This is a genomic window from Pseudomonas fjordensis (assembly GCF_976987115.1).
In genome coordinates this window covers 579,580-605,075 of the sequence record NZ_OZ336860.1, presented here as the reverse complement: position 1 = coordinate 605,075, position 25,496 = coordinate 579,580, and the positions used below count along the sequence as shown (strand labels likewise).

General features: G+C 61.3%; 22 protein-coding genes. 6 read left to right on the top strand and 16 right to left on the bottom strand.

Annotated elements, in window-relative coordinates:
* Window positions 1–61 precede the first annotated feature (61 nt).
* From hflC to ACWHXD_RS02520, 9 genes are all read right to left on the bottom strand, one after another.
* Window positions 62–928, bottom strand: a complete 867-nt coding sequence (gene hflC, locus ACWHXD_RS02560; protein ID WP_003188064.1) for a protease modulator HflC — start codon at window positions 926–928, stop codon at window positions 62–64.
* Entirely contained in the window at window positions 928–2,103 is a 1,176-nt protein-coding gene (gene hflK, locus ACWHXD_RS02555) for an FtsH protease activity modulator HflK (RefSeq protein WP_032893838.1), read from the bottom strand. The genes hflC and hflK overlap by 1 nt, the downstream gene beginning before the upstream one ends.
* 96 nt (window positions 2,104–2,199) lie before the next feature.
* Window positions 2,200–3,501 (bottom strand): ribosome rescue GTPase HflX, encoded by a 1,302-nt coding sequence (gene hflX, locus ACWHXD_RS02550; protein WP_138763125.1) that lies wholly within the window; start codon window positions 3,499–3,501, stop codon window positions 2,200–2,202.
* A gap of 12 nt (window positions 3,502–3,513) precedes the next feature.
* Window positions 3,514–3,774, bottom strand: coding sequence for an RNA chaperone Hfq (hfq, locus tag ACWHXD_RS02545; protein WP_003188059.1), 261 nt, complete (start codon window positions 3,772–3,774; stop codon window positions 3,514–3,516).
* Between the two features lie 94 nt (window positions 3,775–3,868).
* Window positions 3,869–4,840 carry a tRNA (adenosine(37)-N6)-dimethylallyltransferase MiaA gene (gene miaA, locus ACWHXD_RS02540; RefSeq protein WP_138763124.1) on the bottom strand — a complete coding sequence of 324 codons (972 nt, stop codon included), beginning with the start codon at window positions 4,838–4,840 and terminating at the stop codon, window positions 3,869–3,871.
* A complete protein-coding gene (gene mutL, locus ACWHXD_RS02535; protein WP_032893843.1) occupies window positions 4,840–6,756 on the bottom strand; it encodes a DNA mismatch repair endonuclease MutL in 1,917 nt (638 codons plus the stop codon). Before mutL ends, miaA begins: the two co-directional genes overlap by 1 nt.
* Window positions 6,756–8,177, bottom strand: coding sequence for an N-acetylmuramoyl-L-alanine amidase (locus ACWHXD_RS02530; protein ID WP_003188054.1), 1,422 nt, complete (start codon window positions 8,175–8,177; stop codon window positions 6,756–6,758). The genes mutL and ACWHXD_RS02530 overlap by 1 nt, the downstream gene beginning before the upstream one ends.
* Before the next feature lie 15 nt (window positions 8,178–8,192).
* Complete coding sequence (gene tsaE / locus ACWHXD_RS02525) at window positions 8,193–8,663, bottom strand: tRNA (adenosine(37)-N6)-threonylcarbamoyltransferase complex ATPase subunit type 1 TsaE (protein WP_032893846.1); 471 nt, start codon at window positions 8,661–8,663, stop codon at window positions 8,193–8,195.
* A complete protein-coding gene (locus ACWHXD_RS02520; protein WP_138763123.1) occupies window positions 8,651–9,511 on the bottom strand; it encodes an NAD(P)H-hydrate dehydratase in 861 nt (286 codons plus the stop codon). The genes tsaE and ACWHXD_RS02520 overlap by 13 nt, the downstream gene beginning before the upstream one ends.
* Window positions 9,512–9,574: 63 nt before the next feature.
* Between ACWHXD_RS02520 and queG the strand changes: the two genes are divergently transcribed.
* Window positions 9,575–10,639, top strand: coding sequence for a tRNA epoxyqueuosine(34) reductase QueG (queG, locus tag ACWHXD_RS02515; protein ID WP_003188049.1), 1,065 nt, complete (start codon window positions 9,575–9,577; stop codon window positions 10,637–10,639).
* Here the strand turns inward: queG and ACWHXD_RS02510 are convergent.
* Together ACWHXD_RS02510 and orn are read right to left on the bottom strand one after the other, a co-directional pair.
* Complete coding sequence (locus ACWHXD_RS02510; RefSeq protein WP_169913170.1) at window positions 10,636–11,253, bottom strand: trimeric intracellular cation channel family protein; 618 nt, start codon at window positions 11,251–11,253, stop codon at window positions 10,636–10,638. The genes queG and ACWHXD_RS02510 overlap by 4 nt on opposite strands.
* 182 nt (window positions 11,254–11,435) lie before the next feature.
* Window positions 11,436–11,978 carry an oligoribonuclease gene (gene orn, locus ACWHXD_RS02505; RefSeq protein ID WP_138763122.1) on the bottom strand — a complete coding sequence of 181 codons (543 nt, stop codon included), beginning with the start codon at window positions 11,976–11,978 and terminating at the stop codon, window positions 11,436–11,438.
* A gap of 108 nt (window positions 11,979–12,086) precedes the next feature.
* Here orn and rsgA point away from each other — a divergent pair, with 108 nt between their 5' ends.
* The gene (gene rsgA / locus ACWHXD_RS02500) at window positions 12,087–13,118 is read left to right on the top strand and encodes a small ribosomal subunit biogenesis GTPase RsgA (protein WP_003188044.1); all 1,032 of its coding nucleotides are present in this window, start codon (window positions 12,087–12,089) and stop codon (window positions 13,116–13,118) included.
* 676 nt (window positions 13,119–13,794) lie between these two features.
* Here rsgA and motB read toward each other — a convergent pair.
* Window positions 13,795–14,814, bottom strand: a complete 1,020-nt coding sequence (gene motB, locus ACWHXD_RS02495) for a flagellar motor protein MotB (protein ID WP_138763120.1) — start codon at window positions 14,812–14,814, stop codon at window positions 13,795–13,797.
* A 3-nt stretch (window positions 14,815–14,817) separates the two neighbouring features.
* Window positions 14,818–15,669: a flagellar motor stator protein MotA gene (motA, locus tag ACWHXD_RS02490; protein ID WP_003188041.1), complete on the bottom strand. Its 852-nt coding sequence runs from the start codon at window positions 15,667–15,669 to the stop codon at window positions 14,818–14,820.
* A gap of 166 nt (window positions 15,670–15,835) precedes the next feature.
* On the opposite strand from motA, the gene ACWHXD_RS02485 reads away from it, so the two are divergent.
* The 3 genes from ACWHXD_RS02485 to asd are packed head-to-tail and all read left to right on the top strand — an operon-like array spanning window position 15,836 to window position 19,120.
* Window positions 15,836–17,371 carry an HDOD domain-containing protein gene (locus tag ACWHXD_RS02485; protein WP_032893857.1) on the top strand — a complete coding sequence of 512 codons (1,536 nt, stop codon included), beginning with the start codon at window positions 15,836–15,838 and terminating at the stop codon, window positions 17,369–17,371.
* A gap of 57 nt (window positions 17,372–17,428) precedes the next feature.
* The gene (locus ACWHXD_RS02480) at window positions 17,429–18,244 is read left to right on the top strand and encodes a rhodanese-like domain-containing protein (RefSeq protein WP_098949731.1); all 816 of its coding nucleotides are present in this window, start codon (window positions 17,429–17,431) and stop codon (window positions 18,242–18,244) included.
* Between the two features lie 15 nt (window positions 18,245–18,259).
* Window positions 18,260–19,120 (top strand): archaetidylserine decarboxylase, encoded by an 861-nt coding sequence (gene asd / locus ACWHXD_RS02475; protein ID WP_003188035.1) that lies wholly within the window; start codon window positions 18,260–18,262, stop codon window positions 19,118–19,120.
* A 126-nt stretch (window positions 19,121–19,246) separates the two neighbouring features.
* Here asd and serB read toward each other — a convergent pair whose 3' ends face one another.
* The gene (gene serB / locus ACWHXD_RS02470) at window positions 19,247–20,461 is read right to left on the bottom strand and encodes a phosphoserine phosphatase SerB (RefSeq protein WP_003188034.1); all 1,215 of its coding nucleotides are present in this window, start codon (window positions 20,459–20,461) and stop codon (window positions 19,247–19,249) included.
* A gap of 133 nt (window positions 20,462–20,594) precedes the next feature.
* On the opposite strand from serB, the gene ACWHXD_RS02465 reads away from it, so the two are divergent.
* Window positions 20,595–22,118, top strand: a complete 1,524-nt coding sequence (locus tag ACWHXD_RS02465; RefSeq protein ID WP_138763119.1) for a HAMP domain-containing protein — start codon at window positions 20,595–20,597, stop codon at window positions 22,116–22,118.
* 173 nt (window positions 22,119–22,291) lie between these two features.
* On the opposite strand, the gene ACWHXD_RS02460 is transcribed toward ACWHXD_RS02465, so the two are convergent.
* Entirely contained in the window at window positions 22,292–23,005 is a 714-nt protein-coding gene (locus ACWHXD_RS02460) for a PqiC family protein (protein ID WP_032873461.1), read from the bottom strand.
* Window positions 23,006–23,178: 173 nt separating this feature from the next.
* Complete coding sequence (gene parC, locus ACWHXD_RS02455) at window positions 23,179–25,443, bottom strand: DNA topoisomerase IV subunit A (protein ID WP_020301636.1); 2,265 nt, start codon at window positions 25,441–25,443, stop codon at window positions 23,179–23,181.
* Between the last annotated feature and the right edge of the window lie 53 nt (window positions 25,444–25,496).

The following is a 25,496-nucleotide window of genomic DNA, read 5'->3' as shown; positions in this document are numbered from 1 at the left end:
GATCACCCCGCCAGGCATTTTAGCCGCCCGACGGAGTGCGCCTTACAGAATCACGGGCTGGTTACTTGGACTTTTCCAGGTAGCGGAAGAAGTCGCTGCTCGGGTCCAGTACCAGTACGTCGGTTTTGTTCGCGAAGCTTTCACGGTAGGCGCGCAGGCTACGGTAGAACGCGTAGAACTCCTGGTCCTGGCCGTAGGCCTTGGCGTAGATCGCCGCAGCTTGAGCATCGCCATCACCACGCGCCTCTTCAGACTCACGGTAGGCTTCTGCCAGCAGTACACGACGCTGACGGTCGGCATCGGCACGGATACCTTCAGCCAACTCGTTACCCTTGGCGCGGTGCTCACGCGCTTCACGCTCACGCTCGGTGCTCATACGCTCGAACACGCTGCGGTTCACTTCCTTGGGCAGGTCAATGGCCTTGACGCGAACGTCGACCACTTCAATACCCAATTCTTTTTCCGCCATGGTGTTCAGCGAACGGGTGATGTCAGCCATCAGCGCATCACGTTCACCGGATACCACCTCGTGCAGGGTGCGCTTACCAAACTGGTCACGCAGGCCCGATTCCAGACGACGGGACAAACGCTCGTCGGCAATCTGCTTGAGGCCGGAAGTCGCAGTGTAGAAGCGCTCGGCATCCTTGACGCGCCACTTGGCGTAGGCGTCAACCATCACGGCTTTCTTTTCCAGGGTCAGGAAGCGCTGTGTCGGTGCATCCAGGGTCATCAGGCGGGCGTCGAACTTGCGCACCTGGTTGACGTAGGGGACTTTCACATGCAGGCCCGGCTGGACATCCGCCTGGACCACGCGACCGAATTGCAGCAGCACCGCACGCTCGGTCTGAGCGACGATGTAGAAGCAGTTCCAGGCAGCGATGACCACGACGACGCCCACAATCAGGGCGGTCAGCGATTTATTGCTCATCAACGGCTCTCCCTGGTACGTGTTTGCTGTTGCAGCAAGTCAGCGGCCGCACGGGCGCTCGCTTCGTTGGCAGCGGCATTCGAACCGGTGGACGGTGCGCCAGTGCCGCTACGACCACCTTCGATCATCTTGTCCAGCGGCAGGTACAGCAGGTTGTTCTGCCCACCTTTGCTGCCGGTCACGAGAACCTTGCTGGTGTTGCTGAAGACTTCCTGCATGGTGTCCAGGTACAGACGCTCGCGGGTCACTTCAGGTGCCTTGCGGTACTCGGCGACCAGCTTGGTGAAACGATCTGCCTCACCCTTGGCGCGGGAGACCACTTCATCGCGGTAACCGTTGGCATCTTCAAGGATGCGCTGGGCCTGACCACGGGCTTCCGGCACAACGCCGTTGGCATAGGTTTCAGCTTGGTTGCGCGAACGCTGCTCGTCTTCACGGGCACGGATCACGTCGTCAAAGGCTTCCTGCACTTCACGCGGTGCCGCTGCGCTCTGTACGTTCACCTGGGTAACGGTGATACCGGTACGGTAAGTGTCGAGGAAGCGTTGCAGACGCTCCTTGATTTCGCTGGCCATCAACTCACGACCTTCGGTGAGCACCTGGTCCATGGCGGTGGAACCCACCACGTGGCGCAGGGCACTTTCGGTTGCGTGTTGCAGGCTGATTTCCGGCTGATCAACGTTCAGCACGAAGTCTTGCAGGTTGCTGATCTTGTACTGCACGGTCAGCGGCACTTCGACGATGTTCTCGTCTTCGGTCAGCATCTGGCCCTGCTTGGTGTACGCACGCTCACGCGTCACGTTCTCCATGTACTTCTTGTCGATCGGCGGGAAATAGATATTCAGGCCCGGGCCTACAGTCTCGTAGTACTTGCCGAAGCGCAGCACCACGGCTTGCTCCTGCTCGTCCACCACGTACACGGCACTGTAGAGCCATACGGCCGCCAGCACGACAAGACCCAGGCCCAGCAGGCCATAGCCACCGCCCTTGCTTGTGCGACCGCCGTCGTCACCACCACGTTTTTTCCCACCACCGAACAACCCATTCAGGCTTTCCTGCAGCTTTCGGAAGGCCTCGTCGAGATCCGGTGGCCCCTTGCGGTCGCCATTATTGCGGCGCTTACCACCCCAAGGATCCTGATTATTCGAGTTGCCACCCGGCTCATTCCAAGCCATAGCGCTCTCCATCTGATAAAGCAAAGACGCACCCACGGCGCGCCGACCAATGCTACAGAATGCCTGCTACTGCGGCACAACCGCTTTCTCAGGCTTTTATTGCAAAGTGTGTTGTTCGATGAACTCTGCCGGTACAACACCCTCTCGGCTGACCAGCCGATTGAGTTCCGAGCGTGGCAATCGAACAGCCAGCAAGCTGACACCTTCTTCGTCGTGTTCTTCTTTCTGTACCGCGCCCAGCTCGAAAAACTGTGCACGCAGTCGAGCAAAACGCTGCGGCAAGCGCAAGGTGCCGACGAACAAATCGCTGCCGAGCAATTCGGCAATGGCTTGTTCCAGCAGCTCCAAGCCACTGCCGTCACGCGCCGACAGCCATACCCGCTGGGGCTTGCCGTTCTCGTCGCGCTGGATCTGTGGCTCAACGCCTTCAAGCAAATCGAGTTTGTTATAGACCTCGAGGATCGGCAAGTCCTGGGCACCAATCTCGCCCAGCACCACCATCACCTGTTCAATCTGCAGCATGCGATCCGGTTCGGCCGCATCGATCACGTGCAAGAGCAGGTCGGAATTGCTCGACTCTTCGAGCGTAGACCGAAATGCCTCGACCAGCTTGTGGGGCAGGTGACGAATGAAACCCACGGTATCGGCCAGCACAATCGGCCCCAGGTCGTCGATATCCAGACGGCGCAGGGTCGGGTCGAGGGTGGCGAACAGTTGGTCTGCCGCGTACACGTCCGACTGGGTCACGTTATTGAACAATGTGGATTTGCCGGCGTTGGTGTAGCCCACCAACGACACCGTCGGGATATCCGCACGGGAACGGCCACGTCGCGACTGTTCACGCTGGCTGCGTACTTTTTCCAGGCGGCCCTTGATCTGGCGCAGGCGAACCCGCAGCAGACGCCGGTCGGTTTCCAACTGGGTTTCACCCGGGCCACGCATGCCGATACCGCCACCCTGGCGCTCAAGGTGAGTCCAGCCGCGAACCAGGCGCGTGCTCATGTGGTCAAGCTGGGCCAGTTCAACCTGGAGCTTGCCTTCATGGGTGCGGGCGCGTTGGGCGAAAATATCGAGAATCAGACCGGTACGGTCGATCACGCGACACTCGAAAACACGTTCGAGGTTACGTTCCTGACTGGGCGTGAGGGTGTGATTGAAGATCACCAGATCGGCTTCTTCGGCATGAACCAGGTCGCGCACTTCCTCGACCTTGCCGCTGCCAATCAGGTATTTGGCGGTTGGCCGATGACGCGGTACGTTAAAAAACGCAACGGTCTCGGCGCCGGCCGAATTTGCCAACTCCTGAAACTCCTGCGGATCTTCGCGCGCCTCAGGGTCCTGTCCATCCAAGTGAACGAGGATTACTCGCTCACCACCACCGTGGCGCTCAAAGAACAAAGGAGACTCCTATCAGGCGTTACCTGGCTCAGCGTCACCCTGTTCATCACCTGCTGCGCTAGGCAGACGGATTGGACGAACTGGAACGACTGTCGAGATAGCGTGCTTGTAAACCATCTGGCTGACGGTGTTTTTCAGCAGGATAACGAATTGGTCGAACGACTCGATCGTACCTTGCAGTTTGATGCCGTTGACCAGATAGATGGAAACCCCAACTTTCTCTTTACGTAAAGTATTCAAGTAAGGGTCTTGTAGCGAATGCCCTTTTGACATGTGCCGCACTCCTTTAAGGATCAATAATAAAAAATCGGAAAATAGATAGCTTATGGCCGTCACACCCCCAAGGATAGACGGCAATTGCAAGGACTCAGCTCAATATGGAGACCGTTCCCAAGTATTTCAAGGCGCGTGACAGATTGTCGCTGTCCAGGCTGTCCAACCAGTGCAACTCGCTCCAGCTGCGCAGCCAGGTGAACTGGCGCTTCGCCAATTGGCGCGTGGCAATGATGCCGCGCTCCTGCATTTCGGCTGACGTCAGCTTGCCATCCAGATGATCCCAGACTTGGCGGTAGCCTACAGCACGTATCGAAGGCAGCCCTGCATGCAGGTCACCTCTTGAACGCAATGCTACGACCTCGTCCACAAACCCCTGTTCCAACATTAGTGTGAATCTTTGTGCAATTCGTTCATGCAACACCTGGCGGTTTGCCGGAGCGATGGCCAGATTCGCCACAGTATAGGGCAATTGTGACTGTCCAGATGCGCCTGCGTCAGCACTTTGCGCACTTTGTTTCAGCCGATGTTCAGTCATGGTCTGACCACTGACGCGCCAGACTTCCAGGGCGCGGGTGAGCCGCTGGGGGTCATTGGGGTGAATACGTGCCGCAGACACCGGGTCTACCGCCGCCAACTGGTCGTGCAGGGCTTGCCAGCCAAGGCGCGCAGCCTCTTCCTCCAGCGCTGCACGCACCTGGGCATCGGCAGGCGGCATATCGGCCAGGCCTTCCTGTAGCGCCTTGTAATAAAGCATGGTACCGCCCACCAGCAGCGGGATATTGCCCCGTGCGGTGATCTCGGCCATGGCCGCCAGGGCGTCGGTGCGAAAATCCGCCGCCGAATAGCTCTGCGCCGGGTCGATAATGTCGATCAACTGGTGCGGATATTGGGCCAATAGCGCTTTCGACGGTTTGGCGGTGCCGATATCCATGTCCCGGTAAACCAGGGCAGAGTCGACGCTGATCAGCTCGCAGGGCAGCACCTTGGTCAGCTCGATGGCCAGGTCGGTCTTGCCGGCGGCCGTGGGGCCCATCAGGAAAATGGCGGGGGGCAAGGCGCTCATCAACGGCCGCGCAAGAACAGTTTGTCCAGATCGTCCAGGCCCATCTGGGTCCAGGTCGGTCGGCCATGGTTGCATTGACCGCTGCGCTCGGTGTTTTCCATGTCGCGCAGCAGGCCGTTCATTTCCGGCAGGGCCAGGCGGCGGTTGGCGCGGATGGCGCCGTGGCAGGCCATGGTGCCGAGCAATTCGTTGATATGCGCCTGGATACGATCACTGGTGCCGTACTCCATCAGGTCTGCCAGCACGTCGGCCACCAGGCGGTTGGCCTCGGCCTGCTTGAGCAGCGCGGGAATCTGGCGGATCGCCAGGGTTTCCGGGCCCAGGCGTTGCAGCTCGAAGCCCAGCTTCTGGAACACACTGTGATGTTCTTCTGCGCAGTCGGCTTCACGCTGGCTCACCGCCAGGGATTCAGGCACCAGCAGCGGCTGGCCGCTGAGGCCTTCGCTGGCCATGGCGATCTTCAGGCGCTCGTACATGATCCGCTCATGGGCGGCGTGCATGTCCACCAGCACCAGGCCATGGGCGTTTTCGGCGAGGATATAAATGCCTTTGAGCTGCGCCAGGGCATAGCCCAGCGGCGGAATGTCACCACCGCCCTCGGGCAACGCCACAGCAGCGCCCGGCTCGGCACCCGGCAGCGGCGCAAAAAATTCACGGTACGCCGCCTGGGCCTCGGCCACCGGCACCGTCGATTGCGGGCGCGGCGTGTATTGATACTGATAACCCGCACCGGCACCCGAGTTTGGCGCGGTGTAGGCTGGCTGTGCCTGTGGCGATTGCAGCAGGTTGGCCGCCAGGCTCATCTCACCCTGGGGGCCGAACTCGCCGGCTTCCGGACCGCTCGGGCGTACCACCGCTGTGACAATCGGCGCGGACAGTTGATCATCCGGACGCACGTCGCCCAGGGCGCGGTGCAGTGTGCCATAGAGGAAGTCATGCACCATGCGCCCGTCACGGAAGCGCACTTCGTGCTTGGTCGGGTGCACGTTGACGTCGACCACCGAAGGGTCAACCTCAAAGAACAGCACAAAGGTGGGGTGGCGCCCGTTGAACAGCACATCGCGATAAGCCTGGCGCACCGCGTGGGCCACCAGCTTGTCGCGTACCGCCCGGCCGTTCACAAAGAAATACTGCAAGTCGGCCTGGCTGCGGGAGAACGTCGGCAACCCGACCCAGCCCCACAGCCTCAAGCCATTGCGCTCGATCTCAATCGGCAGCGCCTGCTCCAGGAACCCGCTGCCACACACCGCCGCCACCCGCCGAGCACGCGCGGCGTCGTCGTTGGCTTCGTGCAGGCTGAGGATGGTCTTGCCATTGTGGCGCAGGTGAAAGGCCACATCGAAACGCGCCAAGGCCAGGCGTTTGATGACTTCTTGCAGGTGATCGAATTCGGTTTTCTCGGCCTTGAGGAACTTGCGCCGCGCCGGGGTATTGAAGAACAGGTCGCGCACTTCCACCGAGGTGCCCACCGGATGGGCCGCCGGCTGGACCCGAGGCGCCATGTCGCGGCCTTCGGTTTCCACTTGCCAGGCTTGCTCGGCGCTACGGGTGCGGGAGGTCAAGGTCAGACGGGCCACGGAGCTGATGGAGGCCAGGGCCTCACCGCGAAAGCCCAGGCTCATGACCCGCTCCAGGTCTTCCAGGTCACGGATCTTGCTGGTGGCGTGACGGGCCAGGGCCAAGGGCAGGTCATCCGAAGAGATGCCGCTGCCATCGTCACGTACCCGCAGCAGCTTGACGCCGCCCTGCTCTACGTCGACATCGATGCGTTTGGCACCCGAGTCGATGCTGTTTTCCAGCAATTCCTTGATCACCGACGCCGGGCGCTCAACCACCTCACCCGCGGCGATCTGGTTGGCAAGGCGCGGGCTGAGCAATTCAATGCGCGAGCCGCTGTTCAAGGTGGATTCGCTCATCACTGCGCCGCCAATGAAGTGCCGGGGATGGTCAACACCTGGCCAATCTTCAACTCATCGGTTTTCAGGTTATTGGCGCTGCGCAACGCTGCAGGCGTGACCTGGAAACGTACCGCCAGCATGGCAACGGTGTCACCGGGCTGCACACGATGGTCACGCGGGCCCTGGGCGATTTTGCCGGAGTCGCGCAGCCAGGCGATATAGGTGCCCGGCGGCGGGTTCTGCTGGAAGAACTGGCGCACACCGGCGCTGATCGAGCGCGCCAACGCTTGCTGGTGGCTGGCGCTGGCCAGTTTCGACGCTTCGTTGGCGTTGGAGATAAACCCGGTTTCCACCAGGATCGACGGAATATCCGGCGACTTCAACACCATGAACCCGGCTTGTTCCACGCGCTGTTTGTGCAGCGAGGTCACACGGCCGATATTGCTCAGGACTTTCTGGCCCACGTTGAGGCTGGAGGTCAACGAGGCGGTCATCGACAGGTCGAGCAGTACGCCTGCGAGCATCTTGTCCTTGTCATCAAGAGACACGTTGCCCGCGCCACCGATCAAGTCGGAGCGGTTTTCACTGTCGGCCAGCCAGCGCGCGGTCTCGGAGGTAGCGCCGCGATCAGACAAGGCAAATACCGAGGCGCCAAACGCAGCGGTTGAAGGCGCGGCGTCGGCGTGAATGGATACGAACAGGTCGGCGCCCTTCTTACGGGCAATTTCGGTACGGCCACGCAACGGAATGAAGTAGTCACCGGTGCGGGTCAACTCGGCGCGGTAGCCTTTCATGCCATTGACCTGGCGCTGCAGCTCACGGGCAATGGCGAGCACCACGTCTTTCTCATGCTGGCCGCGGGAGCCGGAAGCCCCTGGGTCTTCGCCACCGTGGCCGGCGTCGATCACCACGATAATGTCGCGCTTGCCGGCCGGGGCGGGCGGCGGCGGTGGCAGCTTGACCTGGGGCTGCGAAGGGTTGACCGGCACCGCAGGCACCGTCGCCACGCTCGGCGTTGGCGCAGGCGGCGGTGCGGCGTCGGCGGGGTTGTCGAACAGGTCGACCACCAGGCGGTTGCCGTACTGGGCGTTGGGGGCCAGGGAGAAGCTTTTGGGGGTCACGGCCTTTTTCAGGTCGATGACTACACGCAGGTCGGTCGGCGTACGCTGGGCCGAGCGCATCGCAGTAATGGGCGTGTTGGCGGTGGAGACTTTCAGCGGCGCGGCCAGGCTGGCACCGTTGATGTCGATCACCAGACGATCAGGCGCCGTCAAGGTAAAGACGCTGTGCTGGACCGGGCCAGACAGGTCGAACACCAGTCGCGTGTTATCCGGCGCTCGCCACAGGCGAACACTTTTCACCTGTGAAGCAGCCAGAGCATTGACAGTCATTGCCGCAAGCAACACCCCCACGACAGCAACCAACGCGCGAAAGCGCATACCTAACCCCACCAATTATTTGAATTCCAATGCCAGAGCAGCACACCACGACTCAGCGCGTGGGCTCTGGGGCAACAACTTCAGCTGACGTCCGTGCTCATGCGGCGTAATGGTAATGGTCAGGTCCGGCTTTGGCAAAAAGCCTGTGCCTTTATTTGGCCACTCGATCAGACACAGCGCATCCTCGTCGAAGTAATCACGGATGCCCATGAACTCCAGCTCTTCCGGATCGACCAGGCGATAGAGGTCGAAGTGGAAGGCGCGTACATCCCCGATCTCGTAGGGCTCGACCAACGTGAACGTCGGGCTTTTTACAGCGCCGGTATGGCCCAGGCCGCGAATAATCCCCCGGGACAGTGTGGTTTTGCCTGCGCCCAGGTCGCCCTCGAGAAAGATCAACCCGGCCCCTTGCGTGACCTGCGAAATACGTTGGCCCAACGCGACCATGGCCTCTTCATCTGCCAGGAAAAGAATTACTTCAGGCACGGCGACTGCTCCTCCAGCAATTGACGAATGGCGGGGATCAGGTCGCTGGCAGCCAAGCCGCGACCAAAACTGCCCTGGCGGTCTCCGGCGGCCGCGTGCAACCACACGGCCAGGCAGCTCGCTTCATACGCGGGCATACCCTGAGCCAATAGTGCGCCGACCAGGCCGGCCAGCACATCGCCGAGCCCCGCTGTTGCCATCGCCGGATGGCCTTGATCACACCGCGACACGCGCCCATCCGGGCTGGCAATCAAACTGCCAGCCCCCTTGAGGATAGCCACTGCATTGAATTTGTGGCTCAACGCGCGCGCCACCTTAAGGCGATCAGCCTGAACCTCGGCTGTCGACAGCCCCAACAAACGCGCAGCTTCGCCCGGATGAGGGGTCATCACACAGTTGGCCGGCAGCACCACGCTGCCAGTGGCCAGTTGATTGAGCGCATCGGCATCCCATACCTGCGGCAGGCTGGCATTGGCCGCGACCGACAACAGGCTCTTGCCCCAGGCGGCATCGCCCAGGCCTGGGCCGATGACGATCACCGAGATTTTTTCCAGCAGGCCCATCAATTGGTTGGCCGAGCTCACGCCAACGGCCATGACCTCCGGCAGCCGAGCCAGAGCGGCCGGCACATGCTCCGGCCGCGTCGCCAGCGAGACCATGCCGGCGCCGCTGCGCAGGGCACTTTCACTGCTCAGTAGCGCCGCGCCGCCGAAGCCACGGTCACCACCGATGACCAGCAAGTGGCCGAACTGGCCCTTATGGGCGTCCGGGGAACGCGCAGCCAGTTGCGGCAAATGGCCGGGCAACAACAGCTGAACGTCGGTAATTGGGTGTTTTGTCTGAGGCATGCGTCTTCAAGCTCCGATGTCTGGCAGAATTATACGCATCTAACCTGTGGTTTCTCGTGTCTCATGCCTGCTATTACCTCCGATCTGCCCGCCCTCGCCCAATCGATCAAAGACTGGGGCCGCGAGCTGGGCTTTCAACAAGTGGGCATCAGCGGCCTCGACCTGGCTGAGCATGAACAGCACCTGCAACGCTGGCTCGACGCGGGCTACCACGGCGAGATGGAATACATGGGCGCCCACGGCAGCAAACGCTCGCACCCGGACGAGCTGGTGCCCGGTACCTTGCGCGTGGTGTCACTGCGCATGGACTACCTGCCCGGCGACACCCACATGGCGCAATTGCTGGCCCAGCCAGAAAAAGCCTACATCTCGCGCTACGCCCTGGGCCGCGATTACCACAAGCTGATCCGCAAGCGCGTGCAGCAACTGGCCGACCGTATCCAGGCGCAGATCGGGCCGTTTGGCTTTCGCGCCTTTGTCGACAGCGCGCCCGTGCTGGAAAAAGCCATCGCCGAACAAGCGGGCCTGGGCTGGATCGGTAAAAACACCCTGGTTCTCAACCGCAAGGCCGGCAGTTATTTCTTCCTGAGCGAACTGTTTGTCGATTTGCCCTTGCCAGTCGACCCACCCCACGCAACCGAACACTGCGGCCGTTGCACGGCGTGCCTGGACATCTGCCCCACCAACGCTTTCGTCGGCCCTTACGTGCTGGACGCGCGACGCTGCATTTCGTACCTGACCATCGAACTCAAGAGCGCCATCCCCGAAGACCTGCGCCCATTGATCGGCAACCGGGTATTTGGCTGCGATGACTGTCAGATCGTTTGCCCGTGGAATCGTTTCGCCCGACCCACCGCCGAAAGCGATTTCAAGCCACGGCACAATCTGGATAACGCTGAACTGGCCGAATTGTTTATGTGGGACGAGGATAAATTCCTCAGCAGCACCGAGGGCTCGCCCCTGCGCCGCGCCGGTTATGAGCGCTGGTTACGCAACCTGGCGGTGGGCCTGGGCAATGCGCCCTCCAGCATTCCAGTGTTGGAAGCCTTGAAGGCGCGGCGGGACTACCCGTCTGAGTTGGTGCGCGAACACGTGGAATGGGCGCTGGAGCAACACGCTGCGCGCTAGTGAACGTCGTCGTTGTAGACGAACTTGGGCATTTCCCAGTGAAAACGGATCGCCAGCAGACGCAACAGGAAGCCACTGAACAGCGTCAACAGAATCGCTTGCTCGCTGGGCAGCTCCAGATATAGGCACAGCAGGTAGAACCACGCGGCCAGGAAAGACACGCTGGCATATAGCTCGCGGCGGAAGATCAGCGGGATGTCGTTACAGAAGATATCCCGGAGGATGCCGCCGAATACCCCGGTGATGACCCCGCTGACCGACGCCACCAACATGCCGTGGCCCATCTCCAGGGCGGTCATGCAGCCGATCAGGGTGAACGCCACCAACCCCACCGCATCCAGTGCCAGGAACAGCGAGCGCAGGTGGCGCATCAAGGGCGCGATAAAGATCGTCACCAACGCCGCAACGGAGGTCAGCACCAGGTATTCGGGGTGTTTGACCCAGGTCAGCGGGTAGTGGCCGAGCAACACATCACGCACCGAACCGCCACCCAAGGCCGTCACGCAAGCGATCAGCACCACGCCAAACCAGTCCATGCCACGCCGACCTGCAGACAGGGCGCCAGTCATGGCTTCGGCGGTGATGGCGACGAGGTAGAGCATCAGCAACATGATGGCGATCCTGACAGAGAGGCCGGCAGTCTAATCATTTGCCGAGGGCACCAAAAGGGGGCACTTAGCGATAAACCGCGTCGCCTGCATCGCAGGCAAGCCAGCTCCCACACTTTGGATTTGCGAATGCAGTCAAATGTGGGAGCTGGCTTGCCTGCGATGGCGCCTCCAATGCCGCCGCAGAATCAAGCCTTGATGAAATGCTTGCGGTAATGCTGCAACTCGGCAATCGACTCGCGAATATCATCCAGCGCCAGGTGCGTGCTGCCTTTATGGAAGCTGTCTTTGACTTTCGGCGCCCAGCGCGCAGCCAGTTCTTTCAAGGTCGACACGTCGAGGTTGCGGTAGTGGAAGTAGCTTTCCAGCCCCTTCATGTGCGTATAAAGGAAGCGACGGTCCTGGCAGATGCTGTTGCCGCAGATCGGCGACTTGCCCTTGGGCACCCATTTTTCCAGGAAGGCGATGGTTTCGGCCTCGGCTTCGGCCATGCTGATGCGGCTGTCGCGCACGCGCTGGGTCAGCCCGGAGTTACCGTGGGTGCGGGTGTTCCACTCGTCCATGGTGGCGAGTACGGCGTCGCTGTGGTGGATGGCGATCACCGGGCCTTCGGCCAAGGTGTTGAGGTTGCTGTCGGTGACAATGGTCGCCATCTCGATGATGACGTCGGTGTCGGGGTTCAGACCGGTCATTTCCAGATCGATCCAAATCAGGTTCTGTGGGTTTTGCATGGCTTGATTCTCTTGGCACCTTGGCGTAGCCGGGCAGTTTAGCAGGCGGGGGCGTGCTAGACTCGCGACCGTTTTACCCAACTTTTGCATTATCGACACGGAACACCAATGGCCAAACGCCAGCTCAACCGTCGCCAAAACTGGCGCATCGAAAAGATTCAAGGTGAACGCGCCGCCCGCGCCGCCAAACGTGAATCCTCCGCCGTGGAAGCGCTCGAGGGCGGCGACCTGGGCCCCGAACAAACGGGCCTGGTGATCGCGCACTTTGGTGTGCAGGTCGAAGTCGAGGCGCTCGAAGGCGAACTCGCAGGCCAGGTGTTCCGTTGCCACTTGCGCGCCAACCTGCCTGCGCTGGTCACCGGCGACAAGGTGGTGTGGCGTGCCGGCAACCAGGGCATCGGCGTCATCGTCGCCCAGTTGCCGCGCAGCACCGAACTGCGCCGCCCCGACAGCCGTGGGCAGCTCAAGCCGGTGGCGGCCAACGTCGACATGATCGTGATCGTGTTCGCGCCGCTGCCCGAGCCCCATGCCAACCTGATCGACCGTTACCTGGTCGCGGCTGAGCATGCCGGCATCCGCCCGTTGCTGCTGCTGAACAAATTCGACCTGATCGATGAGCAGAACGCCCCGGCGCTCAATGCGTTGCTGGCGGTCTACCGCACCCTGGGCTACCCGGTGCTGGAAGTGTCGGCTCACCACGGCAACGGCATGGAACAGCTGCAACAGCAGTTGGACGGGCGGATCAGCGTGTTCGTCGGCCAGTCTGGCGTGGGCAAGTCGTCGCTGGTCAACAGCCTGTTGCCGGAAGTCGAAACCCGCGTGGGCCCGCTGTCGGAGCTGTCCGGCCAGGGCACCCACACCACCACCACCGCGCGGTTGTTCCACTTCCCGGGCGGCGGCGAGTTGATCGACTCGCCGGGTATTCGTGAATTCGGCTTGGGCCACGTCAGCCGCAGCGATGTGGAAGCGGGCTTCATCGAGTTCAACGACCTGATCGGCACCTGCCGCTTCCGTGACTGCAAACACGACCGCGAGCCGGGTTGTGCGTTGCTCAAGGCACTGGAAGATGGGCGCGTGCAGCAGCAGCGGATGAACAGCTATCGGTCGATTATTGCGAGCTTGCCTGAGAGCAGCTACTAAGCGGCCCCCACCTCTGTAGGAGCGAGCTTGCTCGCGAAGGCCTCAAGCGCAACGCGGGCATCCTTGATACACGCGTTATCGTTGACGTTTTTCGCGAGCAAGCTCGCTCCTACAATGCAGCATCGGTATCTATATAACTTTCTAGCTGCCTACTGTAACCACGATGCGGAGCGAGCCGCTCTTGATCTGCTTTTGATCTGCTTGTGATCTTGATCTCAGGCGCCCCGTTAAACCACGCTGGCCGAACGCAGGCTTGAATTCGTGGGTAACCCGGCAGGACGCCGGGTTAGCCGCCCCGCGCCATGGATGGCGCGTGGCGGCGGCCCACGGATTCAAGACTGTGTTCGGGCACACCGAGCCTAAGCGAGGTGCCGAGTGGTGGGGCAAGAGCGTTTTGCTTACTTTTGCGCTTTTCAAAAGTGAGCCGCTGTCAGAGCGGAACCCTAGGTGGCCGTTACCGCAGGAATGGATATGTACATCGGCAAATCGCAATCGCAGGCACGCCAGCTCCCACATTTGGATTGAGGGCGTCAGGTAGATAGGCGCCGGCTGTCAGGCCGTCACGGGAGCAAGCTCTCTCGCCACAGGCCCAGCGTCGCCCCAAAATTGTGTAGATATCTATGACAGCGCAGATACAACAAGGCCGCGATCATCGCGGCCTTGTTGTATCTGGAGCTTACGGCTTCGGTGCAGGCGCCGTAGGATCCTTGACGCCCCCATCATCAAACAGGTTCAGCTTCTGGCGCAGCTCATGGGCTGGCAGCGGTTCCTGCTCCGGCGGCAGCGCGTTCGGGTCGGCCGGCACTTCGCCAGGCGCACCCTCGCCCTGGGTCGGTGCCGATGGCGGTGGTTGATCGCCTTCAATCGCACGCTGGGCTTTTTTGGTCAGCACCACGATGTCGATACGGCGATTGACCGGGTTGAACGGGTCTTTGGGATCAAACAGCTGCGAGGAGGCAAAGCCCACCACGCGCGCCACTTGCGGGTCCGGGTAGCTGCCGGCTACCAGCGCACGCCGGGCGGCGTTGGCGCGGTTGGCCGAGAGTTCCCAGTTGCCGAAATCTCCCTGGCCCGCGTAGGGCTTGGCGTCGGTATGCCCGCTGATACTGATCTTGTTCGGCACCGCCTTGATGGTGTCAGCCATGGCCAGCAGAATGTCTTCAAAGTACGGCTTCAAGCGCGCACTGCCAGAGTCGAACATCGGCCGGTTGGCCGCATCGGTAATCTGGATGCGCAGCCCCTCGGGGGTGATCTCGAAGGAAATCTGGTCCTTGAACTTCAGCAACTGTGGGTTTTCTTCCACCTTGTTCTGCAATTCCTGCAGCAACAGTTCCAGGCGCTCCTGTTCGACCTGTTCGGCCATGGACTCGACAGTGTCGCGCTCAATCGGGATTTTTTCCTGGGGCGACTCCGTTTGCACTTCGGGGTTGATGGTGCGCTCGGGCGCCAGTTCCGGCGAGCCGCCCAGGTCAATCACAAACGGCGTGCCGCTTTCCGAAAAGCCAATCGGGTCTTTGAAGTAGCCGGCGATGGCGATCTTCTGTTCTGGCGTAGCGGTGGACATCAGCCACAGCACCAGGAAGAACGCCATCATCGCCGTGGCAAAGTCGGCGAAGGCGATTTTCCAGGCGCCGCCATGGTGCCCCGCAGCGAAGCGCTTGACGCGCTTGATGATGATCGGCTGGTTGTTTTCCATGGCTTAGCGACCGCGAACCGCTTGTTCCAGCTCGGAGAAACTCGGGCGATGTTTGGGGTACAGCACCTTGCGCCCAAACTCCACGGCCAGCGACGGCGGCATGCCCGAGGCCGATGCCACCAGGCACGCCTTGATCGCTTCGTAGAGGTTGATCTCTTCCTTGGCATCATGGGCCAGGGAAGTGGCGAGCGGGCCGAAGAAACCATAGGCGGCGAGAATACCGAAGAAGGTGCCCACCAGCGCCGCACCTACGTGCATGCCGATGGCCGCCTGATCGCCCTCGCCCAGGGACGCCATGGTCACCACGATGCCCAGTACCGCCGCGACAATACCGAAACCGGGCATGCCGTCGGCGATGCCGGTCACGGCGTGGGACGGATGCTCCAGCTCTTCCTTGAGGCTGAACAACTCCATGTCGAACAGGCCTTCCAGCTCGTGGGGCGCCATGTTGCCGGAGGACATGATGCGCAGGTAATCGCAGATATACGCCGTCATGCGCTCGTCTTTGAGCACGGCCGGGTACTTGGCAAAAATCGGGCTGGCTGCGGCGTCTTCGATATCACCCTCGATCGCCATCATGCCTTCACGGCGGCTCTTGTTGAGGATCTCGTAGATCAGCCCCAGCACTTCCAGATAAAACGTGTGGGAGAAGCGCGAGCTGAACATGCCCAGGGACTTCTTGACCACGTGCATGGTCATATAGCCTGGGTTGGCCTGCAAAAATGCGCCGAACGCGGCACCGCCGATAATCAGCACTTCGAAAGGCTGGATCAGTGCGGCGATTTTACCGTGGGAGAGGACGTACCCTCCGAGCACACTTGCGATGACGACAATGATGCCGATAATTTTAGCCATAGGAGAGGGGTACTTGCGCCGTCGGGTTCATGGACATAGGGGGTGTTGCACAAAACTCTTGTTCTACTTATCGGCAAAACTGCGCCAGACTATAGCCCGTTAAGGCGAAAAGCCAATTAGGCCCGTTCCGGGCGTGTTGAACGCAAGTGATGATCGCGCCCCAATCATGGCAATTGAACCGACAGTCCCAACGAACCGCCCCACTACCCTCGCCGCTTGGATCAAGTGCCTGGACGATGTGCTGCTGCCCGTGCCCCAGGCCAGTCATGAGCGCGTGTGCAAAGCCATTCGCGATAGCCGCAGTTCATTGCGAGATATTGCTGAGCTGATGCACAACAGCCCGGCCCTGGTGTTGAGCGTGATGCGCGAAGCCAACAGCCAAGCCCACGGCAGCCTGGCCGAACCTGCGGAAAACCTTGAAGTCGCGCTTAACCGCCTGGGCCTCAAACGTGCCGAGGAGTTGTTGGCGCGCCTGCCTTCGGTACCCGCCCGCGAAATCCCCGTGGCCTTGCGTCAGCTGCTGCTGATCAGCCAGCACGCATCCCAGCAAGCCAACGGTTTGTTCGGCAGTCGCCTGGCGCGGTTGTGGCAGGACATCCACTGGGGCAGCCTGCTGTTTCTGTCGCCACTGTGGCCAATGGCCGTCGCCTACCCCAAGCTCCTGGAAGAATGGGAATTGCGGGTAATCCATAAAGGCCAATCGGCGCGCCAGGTCGAGCAACAGCTGTTCGGCGTGCGTCTGCTCGACCTGTGCCTGGGCCTGACCGAAGCCTGGCACCTGCCGATCTGGGTTTCACAGGGCTACAAGTTGCTGTTGGCCGAGCAACGCCTGCTGGTCAAGGCGCTGCACATTGCCCGTCAAGACGATGCCCTGCGTCACCAGCAATTGCTCGATGCCGAGCCCAACCTGCGACGCTGGCTGAACCAGCCGGCCAATACCGTGTTGCTGGCCAACGGCCTGGCGATGTCGGCCCAGGAATCCTGGACCTGCCCGCACACCGAGCGCTGGCAATACCTGACGGCGCTGTACCTGCAAACGCCATTGAGCGATGTGCAACAGCAAGCTCACCAGCAAGCGGTGACCAGCGCTCGCACCACCTTGATGCCCGACCTCTGGCACCCGGCGCTGTCGCTGATCTGGCCGTGGCATGTGCAGAAAGTCCATCGCGGCTTGTTGCCTGCACCGCCTCCGACTGCCGAAGCCTTGGCCGTGTGGCGCACGCGTTGCACCGAGTTGCTGGTGGAACCGAGCCGCTTTGCCAACGCCATGCACCTGACCACTTGCGCCAAGGAAGCCCTGGTGGCCAGTGGCATGCAGCGGGTACTGATATTCATGGCCGATCGCGCCTTGAGCACCTTGCGTGTGCACCAGGCCGACGGTCTGCCCAAGGACGCGGCTCACCTGAGCCTGGATGTGGTCAACAGCACGTTGCTGCAACGCCTGCTGGAAAAGTCCGCCCAGGTACGCCTGAACCCCGACAACCATGCGCAGTTTTCCGCCTTGCTGCCACCGATCCTGCGTCGTCTGTTTATTGGCGAGCACCTGCTGCTGCGCTCACTGAGCTGCAACGGCCGCGTGGTCATGCTGATCGTGGCGGACCAGGGCGGCGGGCCGTTCTCGGAAACCACCGTGCAAGCGTTCGGCAAAACCGCCCAATGCATCGAGAAAGCTCTGCACAGCTTTACCAACCGCAGCGCCTGATGCTTGCGCTACAATCACCGGCCTTTATCGCCAACATTTGTGCCCAGGAGACCTCACATGCCTGACTTCTCTGGCTTGCCGCTGGTGATCGAATCCGCCGACCTGTCGAGTCGCCTCGATTCCAAGCACTTGATACTGGTGGACCTCACCAGTGCTGCCCGCTACGCCGAAGGGCATATCCCCGGCGCGCATTTCGTTGACCCCAAGCGCACTCAACTGGGCCAGCCTCCGGCACCCGGCCTGCTGCCGAGCAAGGCCGACCTGGAAAAACTGTTCGGCGAACTGGGCCACACCCCGGACGCTACCTATGTGGTCTATGACGACGAAGGCGGCGGTTGGGCTGGGCGTTTTATCTGGATGCTCGACGTGATCGGCCACCAGAAATACCACTACCTCGACGGCGGCCTGCTGGCATGGCTGGAGGAAAAGCGCCCGCTTTCCACCGATGCACCCCCAGCAGCCGGCGGCCCGGTCAGCCTCACGCTGCACGATGGCCCTACCGCCACCCGCGAATACCTGCAAAGCCGTCTCGGCGCGGCCGACCTGGGGATCTGGGACGCCCGTGGCCCGCTGGAGTATTCCGGCGAGAAAGTGCTCGCAGCCAAGGGCGGCCACATTCCCGGCGCGGTGAACTTCGAATGGACCGCCGGCATGGACAAGGCGCGCAACCTGCGTATCCGCCGTGACATGCCGCAGATCCTCGAAGACCTCGGGCTGACCAAAGACAAAGAAATCATCACCCACTGCCAGACTCACCACCGCTCTGGCTTCACCTACCTGGTGGCCAAGGCGCTCGGTTATCCGCGAGTCAAAGGTTATGCCGGTTCCTGGGGCGAATGGGGCAACCACCCCGACACCCCCGTTGAGATTTAAGGTTTAAGGACAGTTATGAAAAAGCAGTTGTTTATCCTCAGCCAGTACTTGCTGCCGCACCACTTGCTGTCGCGCCTCGCCGGCTGTATCGCCGAGTGCCGCGTGCGCTGGTTCAAGAACGCCTTCACTGCCTGGTTCGCCAAACGCTACCAGGTGGACATGTCCCAGGCCCTGGTGGAAGACCTGAGCGCCTACGAGCACTTCAACGCCTTCTTCACCCGCGCGCTGAAAGACGGCGCCCGCCCGTTGGATCCAACCCCAGGCGCAGTACTGAGCCCTGCCGATGGTGCGGTCAGCCAGCTGGGCCCGATCGAACATGGCCGTATCTTCCAGGCCAAGGGCCACAGCTTCAGCGTGCTGGAACTGCTCGGTGGCGATGCAGCGATGGCTGCGCCGTTCATGGGCGGCGAGTTCGCGACTATTTACCTGTCGCCCAAGGATTACCACCGGGTGCACATGCCATTGGCCGGTACCCTGCGCGAGATGGTGTATGTGCCGGGTCGGATTTTCTCGGTCAACCAGACCACCGCCGAAAACGTGCCGGAGCTGTTCGCCCGTAACGAGCGTGCTGTCTGCTTGTTCGACACCGAACGCGGCCCGATGGCCGTGGTGTTGGTGGGTGCGATGATCGTTGCGTCGATTGAAACCGTGTGGGCAGGCTTGGTGACGCCGCCCAAGCGCGAGCTGAAAACCTTCCGCTACGACGAAGCGGCCCGCGCGCCGATTCATCTGGAAAAAGGTGCGGAATTGGGTCGTTTCAAACTGGGATCGACCGCCATCGTGCTGTTCGGGCCGGACCAGGTGAAGTGGGCTGAAGAACTGGCGGCGGGTACGCCGGTGCAGATGGGCCAGGGTATCGCCTTGCCTAAAGCCTGATATTGCAGTTGATCGTTCCCACGCTCCGCGTGGGAATGCAGCCCGAGGCGCTCTGCGCCCAAAGCGTGACGCAGAGCATCACTGGAGGCGTTCCCACGCGGAGCGTGGGAACGATCAGCTGTGGGGTTATAGCTGACCGTCGCGGTCACGTAAGCCCAGCAGATACAGCACGCCATCCAACCCCAAGGTCGAAATCGCCTGCTTGGCCGATTGCTTGACCAACGGCTTGGCACGGAACGCCACGCCCAACCCGGCAATCGCCAGCATCGGCAAGTCATTGGCGCCGTCGCCGACCGCGATGGTCTGCTCCAGGCGCAAGCCTTCCTTGTGGGCCAATTCCTTGAGCAGGTCGGCCTTGCGTTGCGCGTCGACAATCGGCTCCACCGCCACGCCGGTCACTTTGCCATCCACCACTTCCAGCTCGTTGGCGAATACATAGTCAATGCCCAGCTTGGCCTGCAACTGCTTGGCGAAGTAAGTGAAGCCGCCGGACAGGATGGCGGTCTTGTAGCCCAGGCGTTTGAGTTCGGCGAACAGGGTTTCGGCGCCTTCCGTCAGGCGCAGCGACGCGCCGATCGAATCCAGCACGCCCACGTCCAGGCCCTTGAGCAACGCCAGACGTTCCTTGAAGCTGGCACGAAAATCCAGCTCACCGGCCATTGCCCGCTCAGTAATCTCAGACACTTGCTCGCCCACACCGGCCGCCTTGGCCAGCTCGTCGATGACCTCGGCTTCGATCAAGGTGGAGTCCATGTCGAACACCGCCAGGCGGCGGTTGCGACGGAACAGCGAGTCTTCCTGGAAGGCGATATCGACATTCAGTTCCTGGGCCACGCTCAGGAAGTCGGCGCGCAGCGCTTGCGCGTCAGCCGGCTCGCCACGCACAGAGAACTCGATGCAGCCCTTGCCCTTGTCGGCCGGAGTGTCCAATGGCATGCGACCCGACAGACGGTCGATATGGTCGATATTCAATCCGTACTGCGCGGTAATGGAGCTGACGCGCTGCAACTGCTCGGCCGTTACCTTGCGGGTCAACAGGGTGACAATGTGGCGCTTTTTGCCCTGGCCTTCGACCCAGTGTTGGTAATCGGCTTCGGACACCGGGGTGAAACGTACCTGTTGATCGAGCTTATACGCCGTAAACAGGATGTCCTTGAGTACCGAGGAGGCCTGTTCAGTGCTGGGGATTTCCACCAGGATGCCGAACGACAAGGTGTCGTGGATCACCGCCTGGCCGATGTCGAGAATGTTCACACCACCCTGGGCCAGGACGCCGGTAATGGCTGCGGTGAGACCCGGTCGGTCTTCACCCGTGATGTTGATCAGGACAATTTCGCGCAAAGCGCACCCCCAGGCTGGAAAAAAACCGCATTCTACCCACTTTCAGTGACCATCGGGCACAGCCAGCGCTTTGCCGGCCATGGGCCTGTCGCTATACTGCGCGTCAACTTCACGGACCAAGAGCCGAGCGCAAGTGAACCGGCCCACGCCAGTAAAAACCGATAACTTCTTCCTGCTGATCTTCCGGGCACTGCGCCATCGCCGTGTACCGATTGCATTGCGCATCGCCAGCCATAACGTGATCCTGGTCGCTCTGGCCCTGGTGATCTACGCCTGCGTGATGGGTTTGCAGTTCAAGCAGGCCATGCACGAGCAAGCTGATGCCCTGGGCGCGAGCCTGACAACCCAGACTGCCACTTCGGCGACTGAGTTGCTGGTGTCCAACGACATCCTCAGCCTCAACGTGCTGCTCAACAACCTGACCAAGAACCCGCTGGTGGCCCACGCCGCTATCTATAGCGTGGACAACCGGATCATGGCCGAGGCCGGGCAGCGCCCGAAAAACGGCCTGCTCGGTGAGGCCGAAGGCCTGTACCAGAGCAATATTACGTTCCAGGACGTGAAGGCCGGCCAACTGCGTATCAGCCTCGACATGCAGCAGTTCCAGCAGCCGATGACCATCAGCCTGCAAAGCATGGGAATCCTGAGCGCGATTCTGCTGGCTTTGGCCCTGGCCTTGAGCCTGCGCCTGGGTCGGCATATCTCCACGCCGTTGATGCAACTGCGCATCTGGCTGCGGGATATCGACGAACACACCCCGGCTACCGATCGCCAGGATGAAATCGGCGACCTCGCGCGCCAGCTCCACGCCAGCTTTGCCCCGGAGCCCAAAGCGCCTGAAGTCGAGCCCGAGCCTGAGTACGACGACACCGAGGACTACAACGACGAGCCTGAGTTTGAAGTGCGCGACCCAGGCTTCGACGACAGCGCCCCGGTGGCCGGCCTCAAGCCTGCGCCGCGCCATGTGATCAAGGCCGAGGAAGACGAGCTGGACGATGAAGACCCGTTCGCCGACCTGCGCGACACCTCGGCAGTAGCACCGGTTGCCGCACCGAAACCGGTTGTGGTCAAGAACGCCGAGCCGCAGCACAGCGCCGTACTCGCCGTGCAACTGGGTGCCCAGGAGCAACTGCGCCGCCTGCCCCGTGCCCGCCTGACCGAACTGCTCGAACGCTACCGCGACTGCCTCGACCAGGCCGCTTCGCTCTACCAGAGCGAACTGCACACCCTGAACGATGGCAGCACGCTGATGCTGTTCCACAGCGAAGACAGCGGCGAAGACTACCTGACCAATGCCATCTGCTGCGGCGAGCTGCTGCGCGCCCTGGGCCACGCCCTGCAGATCGAAGTGGCCGACAGCGGCATTACCCTGCAACTGCAACTGGGTCTAACCGTGGGTGACGACCTGTTTGGCATGAGCCAGATCGACCTGCTGCTCACCGAAATCGCCCAGGATGCCCTGGCCTTGTCCCAGCACAGCCGCAACCTGCTGCTGGTGGAGCGCAAGATCAGTGAAGACACACTGATCCGCCAACGCGCACGTATCCGCCCGATTGCCAGCCCTGAAGGGGCCAGCTGTGTAGAGCGGTTGATGGAGCCGTATCCGTCGATGCTGGAGCGCCAGTTGGCGCGGATGCATGAGACCCGTAAGCCCTGAGGCTAAGGCCTTTTGTAGGAGCGAGCTTGCTCGCGAAAAACTCACAGACGCCGCGTTCATTCAGAAAGCACGCGTTATCGTTGACGCTTTTCGCGAGCAAGCTCGCTCCTACAGAACAGCCCAATAAAAAGGCCCGCTTATTCAGCGGGCCTTTTGTTTGTGCGCTATTCAGATCAGAACCTGAACACTTCCAAGTCCGTGCGAATCGGCGTGGCCATCGGCATCTTCGGTTTTTCCGGGGCCGCAGGCTTGGCCTGGGCCGGGGCTTGCTTACGCGGCTGCGCTTCGGCAATCGGCGGCTGGTTGGCCAATGGCTTGAGCGCCACCGACAACTGCTGTGCCAAGTGCTGCAACAGCACACCCTGGGCCTGGACCTGGGATGCGGTGGTGCCGGCATGCTCTTCCTGCAGGTGCACAATGCGGTTGTCCCGCACTTGCCCGCGACGGTCGATCAGGCGCCACTGCGCGTCCAGGATCGCCGGTTGCGACTTGCCGGAGTCCAGCCGCGTAATGGTCAGCAATACCTGTACATCCGGGGTGAACCCGGAAGGTCCTGGTGCCAGGACCACACGTTGGCTGTCCAGCTGGCCGGCGACCTGACGCAACATCAACTGGTTGATATCCGACGACAGGCTACCGGCCCAACGACCATCAGTGGAACCTTGCAGGCTACCGTCGTTCTGACGTTGAAGCAGGGTTTCGCGTTGCAGGTAATCGGCAACGACTACCGGCCCCAGCAATACTGCCATGCCAGCGGTTTGAGCTGGCTGAGCCGGACTTCCGCTGTCCAGCTGGTACAGCGACACCGGTTGGTGTGTGCTGCAACCCGCCAACCCCAAAAGGCCAGCGAGCATCAAAAATAGAGGAAGGCGTGGAGCAGTCATCATCCCATCCAAGTGGCTGCCACAAGGCGAACCACAATGTAATACTAAAAATAACCTGAACACGCTCGGCCACGCCGGCGCTGGAAAGGCCATATCATCCGTGAATATGCGCCATGACTCCAGCGCGAAAGCATCGATCTACGCGTTAAATCGTAGATCGAGGCCTCTAGTACCGCTTAAACCGGCGTTTCGACCAGCAAGGCATCCACTCGCTGGAAGCCTCGCGGCAGTTTGTTACCCCGCCGGCCACGCTCACCCTTGTAGTGTTCAAGGTCGTCAGGGCGCAATGACAACGTGCGCTTGCCGGCCTGGAGCACCAGGGTAGAGCCTTCCGGGACCACGGCGATGTCAGTCACGTACTCCTCGCGACTGGCCACCCGGTCACCGGGAATCCCGATAATCTTGTTGCCTTTGCCCTTGCCCAACTGCGGCAAGTCGCTGATCTTGAACACCAGCAAGCGCCCTTCGGTGGTCACCGACGCCAGCCAGTTGCTTTCACGATCCTCCACCGGCCTTGGCAAAATCACCTTGGCGTTGTTCGGCAGGCTCAACAGCGCCTTGCCCGCCTTGTTCTTGGCCTGCAGGTCTTCACCCTTGACCACGAAGCCGTAACCGGCGTCGGAGGCGATGACATACAGCGAATCGTCATCCGGCAACAGCACGCACTCGAAGTTAGCCCCCGGTGGCGGCGTAAGGCGCCCGGTCAACGGCTCGCCCTGCCCCCGTGCAGACGGCAGGGTGTGGGCCGGCACCGAATAACTGCGCCCGGTCGAGTCGATAAACACCGCAAACTGATTGGAACGCCCGGCGGCAGCGGTCTTGAAGCCATCACCGGCTTTGTACGAAAGGCCGGTGGCGTCAATATCATGCCCTTTGGCGGAGCGAACCCAACCCTTTTCCGACAGAACGACGGTAATTTTCTCGTTGGGCAACAGCTCGGTTTCGGTCAAAGCCTTGGCTTCAGCGCGCTCGACGATAGGCGAGCGACGGTCATCGCCATAGGTTTCGGCGTCTTTGATCAGTTCGCTGCGCACCAGCTTCTTGAGCTTGGCTTCGCTGCCCAGCAGGGCTTGCAGCTTGGCTTGTTCCTTGAGCAGCGCATCCTGCTCGTCGCGCAGCTTCATTTCTTCCAGGCGTGCCAACTGGCGCAAGCGGGTGTCGAGGATGTAGTCCGCCTGGATCTCGCTCAGCTCGAAACGCGCGATCAGCTCGGCCTTCGGATGCTCGGCAGTACGGATGATATGGATCACTTCATCCAGGTTGAGGTAGGCGATCAGCAAGCCATCCAACAGGTGCAAGCGGCGCTCAACCTTGTCGAGGCGGAATTGCAGGCGGCGGCGCACGGTCTGTACGCGGAACTCCAGCCATTCCACCAGCAGGTTGCGCAGGTTCTTGAGCTGCGGCTTGCCGTCCAGGCCGATGATGTTGACGTTGACCCGGTAGCTGGACTCCAGGTCGGTGCTGGCAAACAAGTGCTGCATCAGCACTTCATGGTCCACCCGGCTGTTGGTCGGGATGATCACGATGCGGCACGGGTTCTCGTGGTCGGACTCGTCACGCAGGTCGGCCACTTGCGGCAACTTCGACGGCTTGGCCTGCATCAACGCGGCGATTTGCTCCAGCACCTTGGCACCTGATACCTGGTGCGGCAGCGCGGTCACAATAATGTCGCCGTCTTCGATGTGGTACACGGCGCGCATACGCACCGAGCCCTTGCCGGTTTCGTACATCTTCAGCAGGTCAGCGCGCGGCGTGATGATTTCTGCTTCGGTCGGGTAATCCGGGCCCTGGATATGCTCGCACAGCTGCTCGACCGTAGCTTTGGGCTCATCGAGCAAGCGCACGCAGGCGGTGGCGACTTCGCGCAGGTTATGCGGCGGCACGTCAGTGGCCATGCCGACCGCAATACCGGTGGTGCCATTGAGCAGGATATTCGGCAAACGTGCCGGCAACACCAGGGGTTCGTCGAGGGTGCCGTCAAAGTTCGGCCCCCAGTCGGCCGTGCCCTGGCCCAGCTCGCTGAGCAGCACTTCGGAATAACGCGACAGCCGCGCCTCGGTGTAACGCATGGCGGCGAAGGATTTGGGGTCATCCGGGGCACCCCAGTTACCCTGGCCGTCCACCAGGGTGTAGCGGTAGCTGAACGGCTGGGCCATCAGCACCATGGCTTCATAGCACGCCGAATCGCCGTGGGGGTGGAATTTACCCAGCACGTCACCGACGGTACGCGCCGACTTCTTGTGCTTGGAATCGGCGTCCAGGCCCAACTCACTCATGGCGTAGATGATGCGCCGTTGCACGGGCTTCAGGCCGTCGCCGATATGCGGCAAGGCACGGTCCATGATCACGTACATGGAGTAGTTGAGGTAGGCATTTTCGGTGAATTCAGCCAGCGACCGGCGTTCTACGCCATCTAAACTGTCTGCGAGGATGTCACTCATGCGGGCCTCATCATGGGGTAAGGCGCAGCGGAACTGCCGCTGCGCTGATTCAA

Bases quoted from the DNA above. Each gene is read 5' to 3' on its own strand.
- hflC (WP_003188064.1), bottom strand. From the start codon at position 928: ATGAGCAATAAATCGCTGACCGCCCTGATTGTGGGCGTCGTCGTGGTC.
- hflK (WP_032893838.1), bottom strand. From the start codon at position 2,103: ATGGCTTGGAATGAGCCGGGTGGCAACTCGAATAATCAGGATCCTTGG.
- hfq (WP_003188059.1), bottom strand. From the start codon at position 3,774: ATGTCAAAAGGGCATTCGCTACAAGACCCTTACTTGAATACTTTACGT.
- miaA (WP_138763124.1), bottom strand. From the start codon at position 4,840: ATGAGCGCCTTGCCCCCCGCCATTTTCCTGATGGGCCCCACGGCCGCC.
- mutL (WP_032893843.1), bottom strand. From the start codon at position 6,756: ATGAGCGAATCCACCTTGAACAGCGGCTCGCGCATTGAATTGCTCAGC.
- ACWHXD_RS02530 (WP_003188054.1), bottom strand. From the start codon at position 8,177: ATGCGCTTTCGCGCGTTGGTTGCTGTCGTGGGGGTGTTGCTTGCGGCA.
- ACWHXD_RS02520 (WP_138763123.1), bottom strand. From the start codon at position 9,511: ATGCCTCAGACAAAACACCCAATTACCGACGTTCAGCTGTTGTTGCCC.
- queG (WP_003188049.1), top strand. From the start codon at position 9,575: ATGCCTGCTATTACCTCCGATCTGCCCGCCCTCGCCCAATCGATCAAA.
- orn (WP_138763122.1), bottom strand. From the start codon at position 11,978: ATGCAAAACCCACAGAACCTGATTTGGATCGATCTGGAAATGACCGGT.
- rsgA (WP_003188044.1), top strand. From the start codon at position 12,087: ATGGCCAAACGCCAGCTCAACCGTCGCCAAAACTGGCGCATCGAAAAG.
- motB (WP_138763120.1), bottom strand. From the start codon at position 14,814: ATGGAAAACAACCAGCCGATCATCATCAAGCGCGTCAAGCGCTTCGCT.
- motA (WP_003188041.1), bottom strand. From the start codon at position 15,669: ATGGCTAAAATTATCGGCATCATTGTCGTCATCGCAAGTGTGCTCGGA.
- ACWHXD_RS02485 (WP_032893857.1), top strand. From the start codon at position 15,836: ATGGCAATTGAACCGACAGTCCCAACGAACCGCCCCACTACCCTCGCC.
- ACWHXD_RS02480 (WP_098949731.1), top strand. From the start codon at position 17,429: ATGCCTGACTTCTCTGGCTTGCCGCTGGTGATCGAATCCGCCGACCTG.
- asd (WP_003188035.1), top strand. From the start codon at position 18,260: ATGAAAAAGCAGTTGTTTATCCTCAGCCAGTACTTGCTGCCGCACCAC.
- ACWHXD_RS02460 (WP_032873461.1), bottom strand. From the start codon at position 23,005: ATGATGACTGCTCCACGCCTTCCTCTATTTTTGATGCTCGCTGGCCTT.
- parC (WP_020301636.1), bottom strand. From the start codon at position 25,443: ATGAGTGACATCCTCGCAGACAGTTTAGATGGCGTAGAACGCCGGTCG.